The 20,475-nt window shown below is 58.1% G+C and carries 10 protein-coding genes; all 10 read right to left on the bottom strand.

Translation table 11 applies throughout. From position 1 onward, the window contains the following. Positions 1-153: 153 nt before the first annotated feature. Positions 154-2,319, bottom strand: coding sequence for a hypothetical protein (locus JJB74_RS25710; protein WP_200596904.1), 2,166 nt, complete (start codon positions 2,317-2,319; stop codon positions 154-156). Between the two features lie 336 nt (positions 2,320-2,655). Then, positions 2,656-2,889 carry a hypothetical protein gene (locus JJB74_RS25705; protein WP_200596902.1) on the bottom strand — a complete coding sequence of 78 codons (234 nt, stop codon included), beginning with the start codon at positions 2,887-2,889 and terminating at the stop codon, positions 2,656-2,658. A 143-nt stretch (positions 2,890-3,032) separates the two neighbouring features. Then, complete coding sequence (locus tag JJB74_RS25700; RefSeq protein ID WP_200596900.1) at positions 3,033-3,413, bottom strand: LysM peptidoglycan-binding domain-containing protein; 381 nt, start codon at positions 3,411-3,413, stop codon at positions 3,033-3,035. 45 nt (positions 3,414-3,458) lie between these two features. Continuing rightward, positions 3,459-3,827, bottom strand: a complete 369-nt coding sequence (locus JJB74_RS25695) for a hypothetical protein (protein WP_200596898.1) — start codon at positions 3,825-3,827, stop codon at positions 3,459-3,461. Positions 3,828-4,006: 179 nt separating this feature from the next. Continuing rightward, positions 4,007-4,366: a hypothetical protein gene (locus tag JJB74_RS25690; RefSeq protein WP_200596897.1), complete on the bottom strand. Its 360-nt coding sequence runs from the start codon at positions 4,364-4,366 to the stop codon at positions 4,007-4,009. Positions 4,367-4,714: 348 nt separating this feature from the next. Then, a complete protein-coding gene (locus tag JJB74_RS25685) occupies positions 4,715-5,212 on the bottom strand; it encodes a hypothetical protein (RefSeq protein WP_200596896.1) in 498 nt (165 codons plus the stop codon). An 889-nt stretch (positions 5,213-6,101) separates the two neighbouring features. Continuing rightward, entirely contained in the window at positions 6,102-6,299 is a 198-nt protein-coding gene (locus JJB74_RS25680) for a hypothetical protein (RefSeq protein ID WP_200596894.1), read from the bottom strand. Positions 6,300-6,416: 117 nt separating this feature from the next. Further along, on the bottom strand, positions 6,417-6,728 hold the full coding sequence (locus JJB74_RS25675) for a hypothetical protein (RefSeq protein ID WP_200596892.1): 312 nt from the start codon (positions 6,726-6,728) through the stop codon (positions 6,417-6,419). A gap of 461 nt (positions 6,729-7,189) precedes the next feature. Beyond that, positions 7,190-7,738: a hypothetical protein gene (locus JJB74_RS25670; RefSeq protein WP_200596891.1), complete on the bottom strand. Its 549-nt coding sequence runs from the start codon at positions 7,736-7,738 to the stop codon at positions 7,190-7,192. A gap of 1 nt (position 7,739) precedes the next feature. Next, positions 7,740-20,276 (bottom strand): LysM peptidoglycan-binding domain-containing protein, encoded by a 12,537-nt coding sequence (locus tag JJB74_RS25665; protein WP_200596889.1) that lies wholly within the window; start codon positions 20,274-20,276, stop codon positions 7,740-7,742. Positions 20,277-20,475 lie beyond the last annotated feature (199 nt).

The following is a 20,475-nucleotide window of genomic DNA, read 5'->3' as shown; positions in this document are numbered from 1 at the left end:
CGACATCAGAAACAGTCGCATGGACGGAACGCAGGAATCTTTTGCGTTATCGCGATGATGATGATGGCCAGGAGTATGGCTCTGCACTGAGTCAACGGAATGCAGAGGCAAGGCATGCCTGCGCGCAGGATCATGAAGTCAAAGCCGGACAACTTAAAACGAATCCAATCGATAACCTGGGCCAATCTCGTCGTCATCCTTATGCTTTTCAGTCCCTGGTAAGGTCAGTATTTTCACCGGCGACGCTAAGATCGTGGGACATGCTAAATGTTGCGCCAGTTCATAGCAGAAAGTATCGTCTTCGCTTTCGAACTCGAATCGCTCGATTTTCTTTTCAGTACGGACAACCATTGCTTGTTCTTGCTTTCCTGCTGCAGGGTCACTTGCTGCGGTGCTTTCCCTGATTTTGTGAGAAATGCAGTTGGAATCCAGAAGTCTGCTGATCCGTTCAGTAACATCCTCGTCAGGATGCGCAATCGTTATCGCAAGCAGTTCAGTGTCATGCTGTTTCGCGTATTCCACCGAAGAACGCTCCCGACATGCCCTCACGAGGCCGCGCAAGTTCGCTTCGGAATAACGATTCGGCCCTTGCTCTGGCTGTGGAGCAATCACAACCGTTCCCTTCAGAGTGCCCGGCGGAGGATCGCACGGCAATGAAGAGTTTTTCAGTGAAGTGTTCAACAGTGCGGAATAGTAGGCGTGCCAGTACGATTCGCAAGTTTCCTTATCAGGCAGCGCGCCCAGAGAAGGCACCAGCAATAGGTTAGGCGTATGCCGAATGCTCCGCACATCCTGCGGAAAGGGCACACCGCCTGGCTGTCCTTGCGCTTTTGCTTCTGTTTTTGGCTTTACCTTTGCCTGCGTTCGAGCGGAATTTCCTTGCAGCGTGTTCTGATCGACTTCGCTCACTCTCGATTTTTCCTCCAACTCGCTCATTTGCTCCGCATGCTCCTTTGCAGCCTTCAGGGCAACAGCTTGGCCTTCCTCTAATACTGCATCTCCGTAAGTAAGCATGGTTCTTATCTCGTCCAGCGGAACAATGATGTTATTCGCCGCAAAACTCAGCGGATGAGCTGCAACCACTGAACACCCAACTAGCCTCGCATGCCTTACGCCATGCGAGGCGTGGACATCCAGACGCGAACCTGACGAAGCTCCGGACTTCCTTATCGAATTGGGCAACAAGCTGGATGCTTCTCCCACCTTTTCGCTCTCCCACCCCCTTGCACGCAAGCGGCTGAGCAATCCCTCTACACCTTTGAGATGAATGCCTAGCGGATTACTAGATGGCGCAATTCCCTTTTGAAGAAGCCCAATGACTTCGCTAAGCTTGTTTTCAATCATGCACGCCGTGTCTCGCTTCATGTCGGACAATTGCCGTTGCAATATCAGCCCGAAGGTCATCTCCTTAATGCGCTCGTCCGGGCTACGCTCCTGCAGATATAGGGCCTGATTACCATGTTCGTCTTCTTCATCCTTGAGCCGCAAAGGCTCTGAAGAGCTATGGAGAAGCGCCTCGAGCGATACAAGAAATTCAGCAACGTTGTCTTTGTCGATGACTTCACGCAGATTCACCCGGGACACTTTTCGTCGATCCGCTGAAACGGCCCTCTTGAGTCCTTCTACCGATGCACGGACGTTATATGCATCGGTAGCCTGTTGTCTTGCGCTCGCCTTGTTTGGCCGCACTCCCTGACCCCGGCCCGATGCTGCACTTGTTCCCTTGAGCTCGTCCAGATAGGGTTTGAATGCGCTTTTGATTGCCTTTCGAGCCTCGTCTTCAATGGTTCGCCGTTCGCTCTCGCTCATCCAGAACTCCTGGAACGCTTCCTCCATCGATCTGGGACGGACATAAAGATGCTCATTGCCCTGCGCATCGGCTACCCGATCAACCCGCAACGGCTGCCTTCCGTCCTTCATGAGACGATCCAGTCCATGCTTGCGACGAAGCTTGTGCCCTTCATCGAATGTTTCGAAGCCACTGATCAGAAAGCTCTTTCCCGACAGATCCAGTGTTTCAGGCGCAATGACACGGCTGACATCCAGCAGGTAGAAGCTGGCTCCGTGCGCCGCCTCGCGTATCTGTTGTTTTGATCCGTCGTCAAGACTTACACCGAGGGCAGAAGCAATCACATGCATCGCAGCGACTCTCGCGGCCTTCAATTTGTTCAGCTCTTCGACAAAGCCAAACTCAGCCCAGAATTGCGCGCGACTTTCATGCCACCAGTCTTTCAACGTCCGCTTGCGCAGATAGAAAATGCTGGCATCGTTCGCATCACACTCGACGAAGCAGGCGCTGCCGTCGTTGAGCTTCTCCATATGCTGAAGGATGTTGCACCGCTCTTTAGCGCTTAGGCTTGAGCACGTCCATGGTGAGATACGAATTCCTCTGTCCGGGAAATCTGGCATCTGCTTTTTATCGTGGAGTAAAGGAAGAAATAATGAACTCGATGCGAGAAGATGCCGCGCTTACATAGTGGCGACACGGGCGCGTCGATGCGAAAGGGATGGCTGAGGCTCTGTTCATAAGAGCCGGTTGAGAAACCGGTCAGCTGACAAGGTTCCCTTGCGTCAAATATCATCTTCGACTTGGAACATGCACAACAAGGAAGAGAGCACTGGATGCTCGGGGGACGCACCGCAGTATCTGTATTTTTACTGTGCTTCTACGCCGACCCAGATCACAGCAATTGTTCTCGGCGCTGCACTGAAGTACTGCTCCTCCGTGATCCCCGGCATGCTCGTCCGCCACGCCTGCTCCGTAAGCATCCTCCCCGCGTCATTCCCCGAGACCCTCATCGCCTTCAACAACAGATTCACCGCTTCCCGGGCCTGCCTATCCTCCTCGAACGTCTTCCCGTACACCGGCGCCGGCAGGCTTGCTTCCACAAAGCTGTTGCCCAGTGCATTGCCGAACGCATCCCGCGCCACCTGCGCCGCGCTCAGCCGACCGCCGCGCAGCGCCTGGCCGCCATCCCGCCTACAAAGCCCGATACCGTCTCCGAGATCAGGCTCTTGCCCAGATCGAAGCCCTATTTCGGCGCGTAGTCCAGCAGCTTGTTCATCCTTTCGCCCACCGCCACGCGCAGCTCGGCGTCGCTTGCCAGACCGTTCGCCTGCGCGATCAGGTACCACAGCCCGCTGTCGCCATAGGCGTTCTGCGCGATGCCCTGCAGCGTGTCGCCCGCCTGCACCGCGTACTGCCCCACGCCCGCCGATGGGTAGTTGTTCGTCACCGGCCGGTATGCCGGGTCGAAGTTCGATAGCGTGATGTAGTTCGGCGAAGCAGCCTTACCGTTATCGCCGGGTTTGGTCTGGTTGTCCGGATCGGTGCCGCGGCCGTACACCGCTTCGAGCTTGCCGTTGACGAACAACTGCTGCTGCACGTTGTCCTGCTGCGTTTTCTGCAGCACGTGGCCGTAGGCGTCGTTGATTAAGGCTCATATTGCATCCGAACCCTAGCGAGTTTCCATGAGCTGCTTGAATTTGCGTTCGATATTGGCGATCCGCGCGAGCATTTCTCGGCCCGCTTCGGTTTCTTCATACCAGCTTTCCCCGCCTGACTCGGATATCCAGCGGCGGAAGGTGCGTAATTCCATTTCGACGATGCCCTCGAATTGATCCCGCTTGCAACCAGACCACATCCACCGGCTTGCCGCGACCTTGCGCATGCGCTTTGCGGCCGTTGTGCCAGCATCAAACTCCACACCGCGGCTCGATCGCCCGCCAGGAAAATATCGTTCTCCAGTGGTGTGCATGAAACGGTCGAATTCTTCCAACTCGTCAGCCAGTTCAAGCCAGGGAATTAGTCGTGCATCGTACGTCACAGATATCTCCATGGAGCAGGCCAGTCACTACGTCAGAGGGAAAGATGTCATTACGCGCATTTGGCACATAAATCTAGTAGTCGCCTCTATCAATCAGCTGAATTTCCGCGCCTGACTCAAGTACTGCTCTTACGTCATCCTTGGCACGATCGATTGCCACGACTACTCCAAAATCAAAATCACCATAGATCAAGCCGAGCACATTCGAATTCAATAACTTTCTCTGCTTCTAGACCTCCTGGTAAATGCTTGTCTACGACCAGCTGTATACCTCCCACAGCTAGTAACTGCCTCTCTACATCAACCAGACGCGCAACGACTCTACGTCCATGACCAGATTCGCTTGTCTTCCAAACGCCCAACTCAGTCTCCTTGCTGAGCATTGCGTTCTTGATGTCAAACACATGCAGCGGCATGGATACCTCGTCGTCAACGTTGACGCCACATGGCTGAGAGAATGCCAAACATGCGTAATGCCCATCTGCAATTTCGACCTCCGCCTCTTTTGCCTCCACGGATATCCAGTGAATACTCTTCACTCGCATTTTTTCCCTCCCAATCTAATAAGGCCATTTTTTAATAAAAAATGTTGTGCATCTGATTGCGCTTGCAAGCGTTCCATTTCATTCCTTGTAAATATACGAAAAGTGAAATGCTCGTTACGCAACCCACTAAAAGAAGTATTTTGTCGTAATGCGAAATCAATCGCATTTAGCACATTTTCAACTTCCTTGATGCAAGCGACGCGTTCTCTCCAGGCTCCAAAAACATAAATAGCTCCAAAAACGCCGCGCCAATGTAAGGGTTAACGAATTTCATAAAATTAGCGTTTTTCTAGAGACTACGTATTATGAGACGCCCATATAAGCCATCCATGGCGCGTTACGCTATCGAGCCACACTGACCGAAGACATTCCAGTTACGCTAAATAACGAGCCCACATCGGTAGAATCGGCAATAAGAATCGCTTCCTCATATTCGTCTATATCTTCAGAGAGCCATGATTCACCCTCACGAAATACATGAAAATGGATTACAGTCCCGAATACGTCATTTGAAATCATTGCTCGCAATACTTTGCACCGAGGCTCCTTATTCCACAGCAAAAAGAGCTCGAAAATAAATGAGAGCGATTGCTCTATCCCACCTCCCTCAATATAGTCTTCGATGTGGAAGGAGTTGACATAGCACTCAAAGCCTGTTTCATCGGAATAATCTTGGAGTCGCGCATTTCTGTTAAGCAATAAGAGTGAATTTAAGAACGTGCACCCATCGAATAAAGCAAAACCATCTTCCAATAATTCCATCAACGCATTTGCAATTGACCTTGAGTTACTCATTAGCACAGGCAATTTGAGTCGCATTGCATGATTTGATCGAATCATTATTTCTCTCCTAAATAGCGCTTCATTCCCTTATCGATAGTGCGCGAAGTCCTGATTTTCTAAGATTTTTTAGCTTCCTTCAGAATTCCTCGGAACGAATTCGTCTACGAGTCATATATATGTTCATCACCAGCATTATCTTGATAGTGAAAGGCGGTAAATTTCAACACCCTGCTAGAGGGAAAAATGATGTTTCACGCATTCGAAACATAAATCTGGTTGCCAGCGCCTTTATTAATCCAGTCAAATTCAAGGCCCCATTTGTCCGTCGAGAAACCATTAACTGCCTGCGGAGCAGCACGCCCACCCCAAGCCCATTGGGGCTCCGGCAACCAGGAGCCTTGGTAAGTACCAGCATTCCAATCTTTTTGTACTGCTGCGCCGCTTCGCCATGCCAACGCCGACGCATATGACACTATTCTCGAATGGACTTTGCACAGTAGGGTTCGTGTTGCTCCAACGTGATTAGGAAGCCTATGTCGATGTCGTGGTGGGGCCGATGTCCACGATGCGGCTGCTGTTACGGGCGAGCGGGTAAAAACCCGCTCTAAGCGCGGGAAAATCGTCGGGTTCTTTACTCCTGTACTCCCATCCAGCTACAAAAGGTTGCATACACGAAGTCATATGCACCTTCTTCGGACGGAAATGAGGCCATTTCTTGAGGCCTATTACGCTCAACATAGAAAACCTTCCAGTGCCCATCCGTAGGCACTGCGCAGACGCATTCGCTATGACGAATATTCCCCAAAGAAAAACTGCTTGGATGAACACCTATCCTTGCAAGACTTGACTCCAATTGTTCTCGTTTCATTTTTGGCTTCGACATACGCAGCATTGTGGTTTTCCATTACATCATGCCCGGCACGCAATCTTGGCAAGGCATGGGGCGTTATGTTTCACTATTAACCAACAGACAGACCTGCCCGGATTTCTTTACCAGACTAATTGGCTTTCGGGTTGCTCCATCATCGACCGAAATTTCAACGGGTAAGTCTTGATTCTCAAATGACTGCAGCTCCTTGATCAATTGCTTGATGGTTTTACTTCGGATAACCCAAGCTGGCTCGGCAAAGGCCTGTCTTTCCATGGCAATCTCCAATGTAGTCCTTGCTCTCTATTCAAGCTCGCGATGACAAACGTATTTGAGCACTTTTCGGGCATAGCGATGACGCTCCTTAACCACTTCCAAATACGTCTGCATAAGTTACAAGAGAACTACTTTAGACATCTCACTCAATACCACACGGATCGCTGCATCAGGCTCAACAAGTGATCCATCAGTATCCAAGAAATGCAAACAATCTGCATGGTTAGTCGCAATATCTTGCAATAATGACTGATTAGTTTTATCCAGAATTCCAAGAGCCGCCCCGACTATCCCAATGAAGTCGGTCTCATATTTTGTGTGTGGATTTACCCAACCAATCTTCGCCAATTCGCGTTTGCTATCATCATCTAATAATTTGAGACCAAAAATTATTGCCTCACCCAAGGTATTAGGAGTGATGTTATTCATGGGAATATTTTCGCTATAAAAGTGTATTGAAGTCCTGGAGTCTGATTCGAATAACGAGCCCGCGTTTTGTTAATTAGAAATTTCTTGTATTCAAGTCCACTGACTACTTTTGGTACAGCCAAGACTCCACTTCGGATATCAGCCATAACGCCTTCGCCAACCGCATTGGTTTCAGACTGAATAAAGCTAAGTGCCGCTTCGGGATTGCCACGATATGAAGACGTGAACGACTTGTCAAAAGACAGTTCAGACGTACCCATTGAAGTTGAAGCACTTATTCTTCGTGTCCGCTAGAACCCACCTTGGATGAACCAAGCTAGCTTGTCGACCTATTCTCTCACTATATAAATCTCCAATCCGATCCAGATTTGATTTAAAATTCCAACATCCTAAATTTCCTGATCCCCATACCACTTTTTTAGGAACATATTGCAAGAATCTCTCTCGCATTCCCTACACGATTACCTATTCCATTTTGGACAATATTTGCTCAGCAACTCATCCGAAACATTATTATTTTTCCTCCAAGGAATGGTCTTTTTCTTGACATCGAAAGCTAGCCCACGCAAAGAAGCATGAATCCCACAGAAATTGGACGCAGCACCGGGAGTCACCTCAAAAAAAATTTTTTTGCCGTTAAATTTAATATATACACCTTGAAATCCATTATTATCTTTCTCATCGTCTTGAATATGCATTACAAGTTTACCGTTTTCGACTTGTGCCTCCCCTTCTAAGTAGCAGCTGTAACCGCGCTCTTGAATAGTACTTAAATAAACCCTTACTTCAGACTCTGAAATCTTTCGCATTACCAAGCAATCCGTGGCATTTTTTACCATATGGTATTTATTGCTAACTGGATCCAGCACTGTTGCTTTGCCGGGCATCACATATACACCTTCATACGCCGACCCAAATTCAAAGCAGTATCCAAGCTTATGCATAGTGGCGATAAGGAAAATCAAGAAGAAGCCATAGGTAAATATGCAAGAATTGCGACTGATCTTCATATCATTGACCTGCTTCCAAATATTTTATTCTTCCTCGATTTGCCTCATATTTCATCAATTTCTCCGATTCTTTTATAAACGATATAATCTTCTCTTTGCTATTCGTCGCGATGGCACGAAACTCTGACGTGGACGTGCCTTGGTATGCGAAATCGACGGCAACATCTCGTATGATCGGGTTTAATTCAGACCAACTTGGGGCATCAGTCATGCTCTTTGTCACCCTCCCGTAAAATCCTTCCGCATACTGTTCTTTTTGAGAATACGCAATTTCGAACAATGCTTTTTGTTGTGTTGGGCTTATTTCTCCAAGCAGTCGTTTATTTGTTGCAACAAAGTCTTTTGCAGCTTGCCCTGACAATCCGGCTCCCTGCGCAAATTTTATTGCCATTTCTTTGTCGATACCTGCATTAAATAGGTCAGACTTGACACCAGATTCAGTTCTTTCTTTCATGTCATAGCCACGACCCAACGTGACCCCAGAGTTGCCGCCGGGCCATTGAATTACTCGACTAAAGTATGGGCTGGTTTGTATTTCGTTTCCTTCCGCCTCAAAGGTTATTTGGCCATTTTTTACTAAAAATGGATTCCCAATATTATTGGCTCCTCTTGGGAGAGACCACGAGCCATCAGAGTTTAATATCTCTGGCAAGCTGAAGTCGTTACTGGGCATTTGGAAGTCTTGCGGTACCGTCCATGTGCCGTCCGGATACTTAACTTCCGGGATTCCTAATTCTTTGCTACTTGCATCAATGAAGTCGACGAATTCAAAAGTCTGTTCGCCGATTCTTTTTGATGGCGACGCTCCATTGTCAAAAATCGTCCTGCTATTCAACGGGTCGACGACATCGTTGCTCGCATACAGCATTGGATGCGTATCCCAATACGATTGAATCCGCGTGCCAGTCTCAGACGCTTGCCGAATACCCACTCGTCCATCGTTCAACGCGGGGATCCCCGGCATGCTCGCCTGCCACACCTGCTCCGTAAGCATCCTCCCCGCGTCATTCCCCGAGACCCTCATCGCCTTCAACAACGGGTTCATCGCCTCCCGCGCTTGCCTATCCTCCTCGAACGTCTTCCCGTACACCGGCGCCGGCAGGCTTGCTTCCACCAGGCTGTTGCCCAGCGCATTGCCGAACGCATCTCGCGCCACCTGCGCCACGCTCAGCCGACCGCCGCGCAGCGCCAATGCGGCCATCCCGCCTACAAACCCTGATACCGTCCCCGAAATCAGGCTCTTGCCCAGGTCGAAGCCCTGCTTCGGCACATACTCCAGCAGCGTGTTCATCCCTTCGCCCACCGCCGCGCTCAACCCCGCGCCGGCCGCAGCCGCCGCCACGCTCGTCCAGCTGAAGCTCGGTTGCAGGCCCACCGCCACGCCTATGCCTTGCGTGACCGCGTTGGCTACCATCGCCCGGCTCGCCGCTCCCAGCCAGCCCGCCGCACCCGGGCCTGTCGCACCCAGGATCGGCACGCCTTGCGCCAGCATGCCCACCCCCGTCGCCACACCCGCGCTCAGCGCGCCCAATGCCACCCCGCGCAAGCTGATGCCGTCCTGCACTCCGATGATGTTGCCAAACACCTGCCCCGCCAGCGAGCCCACCGCGCCGCCGATCACCGCCGCTTCCACGCCAACCAATCCACTCACGCCGACGGCCGCCGCACCGGCAACACCGGCATTCCCCAGCAGCACGCTTCCGCCCAGCTCCATCATCGCGCCGAACTCGCCTACCGTTTCCCCGGCCAGCAGCTCCGCCGTGGCCCCTGCCGTCCAGATCGTCGCTACCACTGACACCGCGATCACCAGCACCTGCTCCAGCGAGCAGCCATCGTCTCCCTGCGGCGTCGGCAGGTTCGGCGCCGTGCTGCCCACCGTGCGCGCCGCGTCGTATGGCGCGAAGGTCTGCGCATTGTTGTGCACGCCGGCCGTCACCCGCGATGGGATGCTCAGCGTCTGCCCCACCCGCAGCTCGGCGTCGCTTGCCAGACCGTTCGCCTGCGCGATCAGGTACCACAGTCCGCTGTCGCCATACGCGTTCTGCGCGATGCCCTGCAGCGTGTCGCCCGCCTGCACAACGTATTGGCCCACGCCCGCCGATGGGTAGTTGTTCGTCACCGGCCGGTATGCCGGATCGAAGTTCGATAGCGTGATGTAGTTCGGTGAAGCGGCCTTGCCGTTATCGCCGGGCTTGGTCTGGTTGTCCGGATCGGTGCCGCGGCCGTACACCGCTTCGAGCTTGCCGTTGACGAACAACTGCTGCTGTACGTTGTCTTCCTGCTTCTTCTGCAGGACGTGGCCGTAGGCGTCGTTGATCAGGCTGCGGTTGTGCGGGTTGAGCAGCAACGACCTTGCAACGTCTAACCAAATACCCTTCTTCGGCCTGGGAATCTCTTGCGGCGGCGGGTTCGCATCCGCTACCCCAATCAGGTAGCCATTCACGTCATAGCGGTCCACCATCGTGCCGCTGGTTTGATCGCCCGAGTCGGTGTTGGTCATCACCATGCTCACCGACGCTTCCTTGTAGCCGTCGTACAGCGCCAGCGCTATCGTCGTGTCCGACACGATGTCGCCCTGCGTCGTCCGGTATCCCAGCACATTGCCCGCCGCGTCGTAGCCGTCCTCCCACGTCGTATGCGGTATCTGCAGGAGGACGGTTTCTTGCTGTCCCTGTTCATTGATCTCGCTTGACAGCTCCACGACTTCGTACGTCGTCGTGTAGCGCCGGTAGACCGTTTCCGAGTCGCTGCCGTTCGCTTCATTCCTGGTGTGCTGCGACAGCACGCGGCCCGCGCTGTCATAGCGCGTTACCGTCGTCACCGCGCCGGGCAGCGAGGCGTTGTCCCCTGCCAGCGCCCTCACATACCATTCCGACAGTGCGCCCGCCGGCCCGCTTTGCACCAGCCGCGACGCGCCGTCGTACAGCCTCGTGTCCAGCACGATCGCCTGGTCGCGGTCCAATTGCCGCCGCGTCATGATCGGCACTTCGGTTGCCACCGGTCCGCCCGAGTCCGAGCTGCCGCTCCACACCGTGGTCGTTCCAGTCTGCTCCACCGCGATTGCGCCTACCAATACCTGCGACAGCCGGTTCATGGCGTCGTACGCGTACCAGTGCGTCACGGCATCCTTCACGCCTTCATACCCGCTGGGCAGATACGGTCCAACCGGCGTGCCGGTCTCGTCGCTCGTCTGCCGGTAGAGCGGCACTACCGCTGTGTCCCACCCAATGTCCCGGATACGGTTGCCATTCCGGTCGTACGCCAGCAAGTGGCCCTGCTCGGCCGTGATGTTCGCCTGGTTCTCCGGATTGCTATCCACTGCGCCGTCGGCCAGGATCTGTCGGTTCATCGCGTCATACGCGTACCACATCTCGCGTGAACGCCCGGCGTAGTCGACATGCACATGGCGCTTGTTGCCCACGCCGTCATAGTCGATGGCCATGGCCACCCCTGACTGCGCATCAATCCGCGCCAGCCGGCCCAGCGTGTCGTACTGCATCCGCTGGTCCTGGTAGCTCACGCCCGCCTGCTGCGTCCGCTCCCACACCGTTCTGCCGCCGGCGTCGTAGGCGCGGTCGGTCACCTGCTGCAAGGCGTCATCGATGATCTGCACCTGCTGCCCGGCAGCGTCGTAGCGATAGCGCAGGCGCTGGCCGCGGCCGCTGTCCTGCTGGATCAATTGACCAGCATGGTCGTACCGGTACCAGGTCGCGACGCCGCCGAGGTCGGTGCGCGAGAGCAGGCGGCCATAGGTGTCGTAGTCCCAGGTCGACAGCCTGCCGTTCGCATCGCGCTGCGCGATCTTGTGGCCCTGCGCGTCAAAAGCCGCCGTTGCCGTGACGACGCCCGCCACGGTGGTTGCGATCACGTTGCCGCGCAGATCATAGCGATACTGCGTGATGCCGCCTTCGCCGTCGACTTCGCCAACCATGCGACCGGCGTCGTCCCAGTATTGCCAGGTCGAGACATCGGTACGGCCGCCGCTGACCCGGTACCGCTCATCCGCGCCGTATACATCCACGCCGACATGGGTGATTTGCGTCAGATGCCCTTGCCGGTCGTAGCCGTAGCGGGTGACGTTACCCATCGCATCGATATCCGTGATGCGGTTGCCGAAGAGGTCATACTGATGGCGTACGCGGCCGCCATCGGCATGCATTTCCAGCACCAGCCGACCGCCGTCATCCCAGACCTGGCCGTTCACATAGTCGTTGGCGGCGCGCACGGCCAGCTGCCGTCCGAGGGCATCGTAAAAGAATTCAGTTCTCGGACTGCCGCCACCAATGGCGCCATACGCATCCGGCTGCACCTGGGCAATCAGGCGATTGCCTTGATCGTATTCATACAGCGTGCGCCAGGCGCTGTTGCGCGCATCGCTTTGCGACAGCACATTGCCCCAGCGGTCGAAGCTCTGGAAGATCGCGGGCCGGTAGGCGTCGCCATTGAGGACGTCCTGTCGCAGCGGCTGTATCTGCAGCACCGCACGGCCGAGAAGATCGCGCACCGTGTCGCTGCGGCGCAGGCCGTCGCTGCCGCGCCAGCCCGCCTCCTGTGCGCTTGCAATGCTTTGCAGATCAATGCCCAAGCCACCGTAGGCGCTGCCGGCGCTGACAATCTGGGCGCTTTGCCTGCCCTGCAGGTCGTACAGCCATATCTTGACGACGCCATCGTTGCCATTGCTGCGCCACAGCCGGCCCGCGCCGTCGTAGTCGAAGAATTCCTGGAACAGCGCGGCGCTGCCGATGTCGGCGCTGCCACGCGCCACCATCTCGCCGAAGGCGTTATAGCGCATTGCCGTCAGCACCGATGACAGCTCGCGGTCGGCGCGCTCCTCGATCTTGTCACCATTGAGCCGGGTATTGGATTGCGGTGTGATGACTTCCGTCTGACGGCCAAGCGCATCGTAGCGGTGCACGGTGTACAGCACATGCGTGGCCACGCGGCCCCTGACGCCCTGCCAGGATTTCGCCAGCCGCCCCAGTGCATCGAAGGACGCATAGTGGCTTACGCCGCCCGCGTCGATGGTTTCGATTGCATTGCCGCGGCTGTCATAGCGCGCCATCGTCACACGGTCATTGCCAAGATCGGCGGTGTAGCGGTATCCGGCGATGTCGGCGGCATCAGCACCATTGCTTGCCTCGATCTGAACTACCACGTTGCCAAAGGCATCGCGCAGATAGCGGGTCAGCGCGGTTTTGCCAGCGCCCGCCGGGAGCGCGACCGCCTTCACGCGACCGAGCGCGTCGTAGTAGTTGTAGCTGCGCTTGCCGAGGGCGTCGGTGCTGGCGACGAGGTTGCCGAGGGCGTCATAGGCATAGGTCGTTAACAGGTCGCCTTCCTGACTGGTGACGATGGGTTGGGTGCCGAACAGGGTCCATGGCCACAACGTGCTGAATTCGCCCCCCTGCTGCACTTCGCTGATGCGGCGATTGCCGAGGTCGTAGGCATAGCTGGTGATGCGATCCTTGCGGTCCGGCTGCGGCGCTGCGATGGCGCTGAAGTCGGTTGGCGCATTGCCGTCCCAGCCTGGAAGCGCTTGCGCATACTCGATGCGCTGCAGCAGGTTGCCGGCTGCGTCGAAGGCTTGCGTGCTCAGATAGCCCAGGGCGTCGATGCTGGCGATTTGCTCGCCGCGGCGGTTGTAGAAGTTATCAGTAATAGCCCAGGACGCGCCGTCCATTCCCTGTGACGCGTCGGCCAGAATCGCGCTTTGCACGACTTGGCCGAATGCATCGTAAGCAATGCGCGTCGTCGGCGCCGCCAGGTAGCCTCCGCCCTGGCCATTGTTGACCCAGACCGCCGGCTGCGTCGTCTGCACGGCACGGCCGGAGCAGTCGTAGGCGGTGCGTATCGTGCGGTCGCCCTCGTCGCTGCCGACGGCGGCTGCGATGGTGGCGGCATCTGGGATATCCGCCACGCTGGCATTGAGCCGCGTCTGACGGGCATGGCGCGTCATCGCTATCACGTCGCCGTAGGCATTGCGCCCGTACGCGGTGACATAGCCGGCCGCGTCGACCTCGAAGGCAATGCGGCCTGCCGCGTCATAAGCCTTGACGCTCATATTGCCAGCCGCATCGATACTGGCCACCGCTTCGCCGAAGCTGTTGTAGCCCACCTGCGTTGCGGGAGCGCGCATGGTTTCGGCGCGGGCCGCGGAGCCGCCGCCATCCTGCGCCAGATGCGTCAGATCGGATTCATCGTAGACGCCGACTGGCGGAAGAATCGTGCGAATCTGTCGGCCGCTCGCATCGTATTCATAGCGGGTGCTGCGCGCCTCGGCGCTGCCAGCCGCTTCGGTGCGCTCGATCAGGTTGCCGAGCGCATCGTAGGTGTAGCGGGTTTCGATGCGGATCGTGCTGGCTTGCGGCTCGAGCAGGCGGACGCCGCCGATGAAACGGCCGATCAGGTCGCCAAGAGAGGGACTGCCGTCCGGGTTGCTGTCGCCCAGGTTGACGATGGCGCCCACCTCGACTTCCGGACTGAGTTCGCGCACCTGGCGGCCAGCGGCGTCGTAGTCGTAATCCCAGGTCGCGCCGTTGGCGTTGGTCCAGGACAGCTTCGCGCCAAGCGCGTTGTAGCGCCACGATTCGACGTGGCCGAGCGCATCGGTGCGTTGCAGCAGCCTACCGGCGGCATCGAATGACTGCCGCGTCGTGCGGTCCGCATCCGCATCCGAGCTGAGCGCGGCGGCGATCGCCGCGGCATTGCTGCCAGCGGGCAGGTTCCTTGCCGGCGTGGCATACAGCGTGGTGAATTGCAGGCGGCCGAGCGCATCGTAGCCGTGCTGCGTGACATAGCCGAGCGCATCCACGCTGTAGATTTCACGGCTGGCGGCGTCATAGGCATGCAGCGTGATCCGGTCCATGTTCGGTTGCGGACGCAACAGCGTTGCGACCTCAGCAATCGTCGGGACGCTGCGCAAAGCGTGGACATCGATCACGCTGGCAAAGGCGATGACCGCGATCGCATTGCCATTGCCGTCGAACGCGGTATAGGTCACCGCGCCACTGGCGTCGATCGCGAGGGCTTGCCGGTTCGCGCCGTCGTAGAAGGCGTGGCTGACGCGGTCCTCGGATGGGTCGCTGACCAGCATGGCTGTGAGCGATGCTGCTATCAGCGGCATCGTTGCAGCGCTTGGTCGCTCGAAGGGATGCGCGTAAGCGATGCGCTTCGTGGCATTGCCGTTGCCGTCATAAACGGTTTGCGTGACGGCGCCGAGCGCATCGACGCTGTAGACGAGGCGGCCGGCGCCGTCGTAGGCGAATTGCGTGATGCGGTCGCCGGCACCAGGCGTGACGGATGGGGGTGGGGCATCGGCGGCAATGCGCTGCGCAAAGGCGATTTGCTTTACGAGGCGGCCATGCGCATCGTAGACATATCGAGTAACGGCGCCGGTGCCATCGGCGCTCCAGCTCATGCGTCCTGCCGCGTCGTACAGATAACGACGGGCGACATCGACACGCGCATCGGCAAGCGGTGCCAGCGCGGCGGCAATGGCTTGCTCGCTGGGCGGCGTGTTCGCCGATATCGCGTGTGCATAATCGATGCGTTCGATGAGATTGCCATTGCCATCGAAGCGCCGGGCACTGACGGCGATCTGACTGCCATCGCCGGTCGATGTCAATTGATAGACGACCCGGTTCAGCGCGTCATACACGGTGCGCGTGAGCTGATCGTGCGCGGGGTCGGCGGATGGCGCCGGCATGGTGCCTGGTGTCCAGGTCCGCACATCGATGGGGTTCGCATACGCGATGCGTTCGCTGACATTGCCGTTCGCATCATAGCGATAGGCCACCACGGCGCCGACGCCATCGACGGTGGCGACCAGATGACCGGCATCGTCATAAACACGGTTTTCGATCGCGTCGCCATCCGGCGCCGGACGCAGCAGCGCTTCGATATCGGCGGGCGCGGGATTCGCGCCCAGGCCCGCGGTATCGATGGGCTGCGCATAGCGCAGCACCGCGGTCGTTTTGCCGGCGGCGTCGTAGCGATAGGCGCTGACATTGCCGGCGGCATCGATGGAGTAGATCAGCCGGTTGCTGGCGTCATACACCTGGCGGCGGATCCTGCCATCGGGATCGGTGGTGGCAATCACATTGCCATTGGTGTCATAGCGATGGCTGGTGACGAGGTGCAAGCCATACGGATCGACGATGGTTTGCAAGCGGCGGCCGGCGCCATCGTACACATAGCGCGTCAGGCTGCCTCCCGGCGTCATCACGCTTAGCAAGTCGCCGCGAGCATCCCAGGCGTAGCGGGTGACGAGATTGAGCCCACCGGGATTGGTAGGCGATGCCGGATCGACGGTTTGGCTCAGCACACGGCCGTCGGCATCGTAGGTGGTAAGGGTGACGACACCATCCGGCGCGGTGACGGCTATCTGGTCGTTAAAGGCGTCGTAGCGGTAAATCGTCGTTAGCGCAAGACCATCAGGATCGACGGTGCGGCTCAGCAGGCGATTCGTCGCATCGTAGCGATAGACGGTGCGCGTGCCGTTCGCATCGACGCTGGCAATCAGAAGCCCGTCGGCATCGTAGCTGGCGCTCTCGCGCGTGGCGGGCGTTTCGGTGGACAGCAGTCTGCCATCGTGGTCGTAATGAAAACGGGTGGTGTTGCCGCGGCCGTCAGTGATGCTGTCGGTCTGCCCGAGGCGATTGCGCCGCGTCGTGACGCTTACGCCATCCGGCGTGGTCACGACGATGCTGCGCGCGGCATCATCGTAGCGGTAACGCGTGACATGGCCGAGCGCATCGGTCTGGGTCAGCACGCGATCGAAGGCGTCATACGTGCTGAGCCGGATTGCGCCGGATGGATCGGTGCTTTGCACCACGCGGCCGCGCGTGTCGTAGGTGAAGACATGGACATTACCGTTGCCATCGACGGTGCGCACGACGCGGCCAAAGGCGTCGTATTCGCTGCCCGTGCTCAGGCTCAGGCCGCCGGCATCCGCTACTTCAGCCAGCAGCAGGCCGCGCTTGTCGTAGCGGCGCAGCGTGGTAGTTTGCGTATCGGGCGCGACCTGAAGTATCGAGCGAATCTGTTCACCGAAAGCGTTGTAGGCATGGCTGCTGGTGGCGCCAGTCGCATCGGTGCTCGTGACCAGCCGGCCATCAGCGTCGTAGGCGTATTGCGTGACGTGGTTGTCGGCTACGTTCGCCTGTTCCGCGGCGGCCAAGACCTTCGCCGCGTCGCGGTTGCCCGACGCGGAAAGCAGGCCACCGCGCAGCGCTGCCGCGTCGTCCGGCGCGAGCCTGGCGGCATAGCGGACTTCGCGCAGCTTGCGGCCGAACGCGTCGTAACGGTTTTCGGTAATTTCACCGGCGCCATTGATCGCAAAGCGCAGGCGGGCGGCATCGTCGTAAAGATAGACGCTGCGGTTGCCGCTGGCGTCGGTGGCGCTGATGCGGGTACCGGCAGCGTCATAGGCATACCGCATCGCATGACTGGCCCAGATCGCGTCGATTTCCTCCGCGCTTTGCGCGCCGCTCAGCAGCGCCGCGCCCTCGGCGCTGAGCTCGGCGACCAGTCGTCCCTGCAGGTCGTAGCTGGCAAGCAGGCCGCGCTGCTCGCTGGTGTCGGCCGCGGTGACGGTGCCGATCAGGTTGCCGACGGCGTCATGGCTATAGCGCGTGATCGTGCCTTCGGGATTGGTCTGGCTGGCGAGCCTGCCGAACGCATCCCAGGTATAGCTGGTGACGCGGTCCTGCGGGCTGGCCACGGGACGCAGCTCGGCAAGGGTAGCAATCACGCTGACCCAGGCGCGCGGCGGATTCGCGTACCGGATCGTGCGCGCGACCTTGCCATTGGCGTCGTACAGCGTTTCGGTCAGGTATCCGGCTTCGACTTCGGCGACGAGCTGGCCTGCGTTGTTGTAGTAGCGGTAATCACCGATGTCGTCATCGGTGGCGTTCGGCATCAGCGCCCGTGGGAAGTCAGCCCGCAGCACCATGGCGAGGCGGTAATTGAAATCGACCGTTCCGTAACCCGGAACACGGCTCGCATGCGCGATGCGTGCTACTTGCCGGCCCGCGGCGTCATAGCGGATTTCCGTCGTATAGCCTTCTTCATCGATGGATTGCACGAGCAAGCCGTCGCGGTCGTAGAAGAAATAGCTGCTGCGGTCGTCTGCGCTGGCAGTAGCGCGAAGCGACACCGCGCCGACCGGCGCCGTTTCCCTGCCAAAAGGAATGAAAAACTCGACGCCGTCCTGCAGCATGCCGGTGTCGACCGGCGTGGCGATGCGGATGACGCCATTGAGCCGCGATGCAACGTCGTACACATTCCGAATCACGTAGCCGAGCGCATCGATCTGCCAGCTCAGGCGGCCGAGCGCATCGTAAGCGTTCCAGCTGCGCGCATCCTGCGCAGCGCGCGCGGGCCGGATCGCATCGAGCGTGACGACGCTCGTGCCGTTCGGCGCGGCAAACGGGTTGGCGTTATAGGCGGTCAGCGGATTGCCATTCGCATCGACCAGCCGGCGCACGTCCACCGCGGTCGCATAACGTATGGTTTCGATGACCTGGTCGTTCGCGTTGTACAGGTATTCGGTGAGGCCACCCGCGCCATCGATGTCGGCGCGCTTGCGGCCAGCCGCGTCATACAGCATCCAGTTGCGCTTTCCGCTCGCGTCTTCGCTCATCAGCAGGCGACCGTCGGCGTCATAGACATTGCGCGTCGCGCCGAGGATTTCGCCGTTGGGCGCGTAGTTCGTCTGGCTCGCCAGTCTGCCGGCGGCGTCGAACACCGAGCTTGTTTGCAAGCCGTTGGCCAGCGTCACCGTGCTGGCGCGGCTGGCGTCGTCGTAGCGGATCGCGGTGCGGATCGCTTGCGTGCCGTCGGCCGTGCCCGTGATACTCAGCACTGCCCGGCCCAATCCGTCGTAGATGGTCTGGCTGCTGCTCTTGCCGTCCGGCCCTATGGTCTGCAGCAGCAGGCCGCGGTGATCATAGACATAGCGCGTGGTCATACCGGTGGCGGCGACGCCCGCGCTATAGCGGTCGACGGCGCCATAGACGGTGGACGATTGCAGTTGGCCGCGATGGTCGTAGGTGTAGTCCGTGCGCAGAACGCGGGAGTGCCACTGCTGCAAGGCCCACTGCTGCATGGTGAAAACGCCAAGCATGGTGGAGTCGCTGGTCAGCTTCAGGTTGTACACGGCGTCGGAGTATTCAAGCATGCTCGTACGCCTGCCCTGCGCGTCGTAGCGAAACTCGGTGACCCTGCCTTCCGGGCTGACCGTGTAGCGCAGCAGACGCCGTTTCCCGTCTTCGTAGACATAGCGCGTCACCGCATGCACGCTCATGGTGGAGTCGATGACGTTCTGCCCTTGCCTCAGGTGTACGCCGTCAACGGTATAGAAGGTGACGTTGCCAACGCTGTCGGTCTTCATGTGCAGATCGCCAGTTTCGCTGTAAAACATCGTGGTCTTGTTGCCACGGGCGTCAGTGACCGACGCAAGATCGCCATGGGCGTTCCAGGCATAGCCGACTGTGCCGGTGCCGGCCGGATTGGCCGCGGTGATGCCGTTGGTGACGCCGATCAGCTGGCCGTCAGCGTCGTAGCGGTACATCGCTGCTACGCCGAACGCGTCGGTGATCGTGGTGGCGCGCGCCGCGAGGTCATGCGAGATGCGGGTGATCGCGCCGGCGCCATCGGTGATGCTGGCGATGCGCCAGCCGCTGCCGACTTGCGCATAGGTAAACGCCAGGCTGGTGCCGTCGCTTTGCGTGACGCCTGCGACCCGGGTGCTGGCGCCGTCATACGCATAGCGCGTCACGTACGGCGTCGATGCGGTGCTGCCGGCCGGCAGATCGCCGCCCGGATTCAGATCGACGCTGACTACGCTCAGGCGATTCAGCTCGTCATAACCATAGCTGACCTGGTTCAGCACCTTCCCCGACTTCAGCGTCGTGCTGAGCTGCGCCAGGCGCCGCCCGGACGTGTACGAATAGTTCAGCGATTCGCCGTCGGCATTCGTGACCGAGGTCAGCAGGTTCTCGCTGTCATAGGCATAAGTCAGCGTGTTGCCGCTCGGGTCGGTGGAGGACAGGATCAGGCCGGAAGAATCCGTCCGGTAGACCTCCTTCACGCCGCTGGCCGCATCCGTCCAGGTGTAGCGCTTGCCGTAGCGGTCCTCGAAGATTTGATCGAGGCCGCCGCCGTCGTCCTTGACGGCGGTGTAGTAATCGCCGCCGTCGGACTTGTAGCTGCGCCTTGAACCGTCGACATCCGTACGAACCAGTTCCCTGGAGCTGATCCTGGTGATCGACTTGTACGGCGCCGATTGCCAGCCATCGTTGTTGTCGAAGTCGAAGCTTCCCTGGCTGTTGTAGGTGCGCAGCGAGCTGATGTCGCTGCCGAGGCCGACCAGCAGCGCATCCCTATCCTGCAGCACCAGGTCGCCGTTGGCGACATTGACATAGGCGCGCTCGCCATTGCGGCCCTGAGGCGTGGCGACGGGACGCTTGCCGTTTTCCGATGTGGACAAGGGATCGAGATTGATGCCGAGCGTATTGCTGCTAACGATGGCGACCATGGCTGCCTTTCATTTGCATGGGGACTTCGACGGGATGCGACCGGCCCGCTGCGCGCGGGTGCGGTTTGCCATGCCCATCGGGCAGACGTGGTGAAGCAGCGCGCGTACCCTGCCGGAATGGCCAGGCATGCTGCGCATTCATTGCACTCTTTCACAAGTTATCCGGAGCAAGCTGCGAACTGTTTAGGGCTGAGCGAAA

This window comes from Noviherbaspirillum pedocola (genome assembly GCF_016632335.1).
Lineage (GTDB): Bacteria > Pseudomonadota > Gammaproteobacteria > Burkholderiales > Burkholderiaceae_D > Noviherbaspirillum_A > Noviherbaspirillum_A pedocola.
Note: the sequence above shows the minus strand (reverse complement) of the source record. Positions and strands in the feature narration are given on the sequence as shown.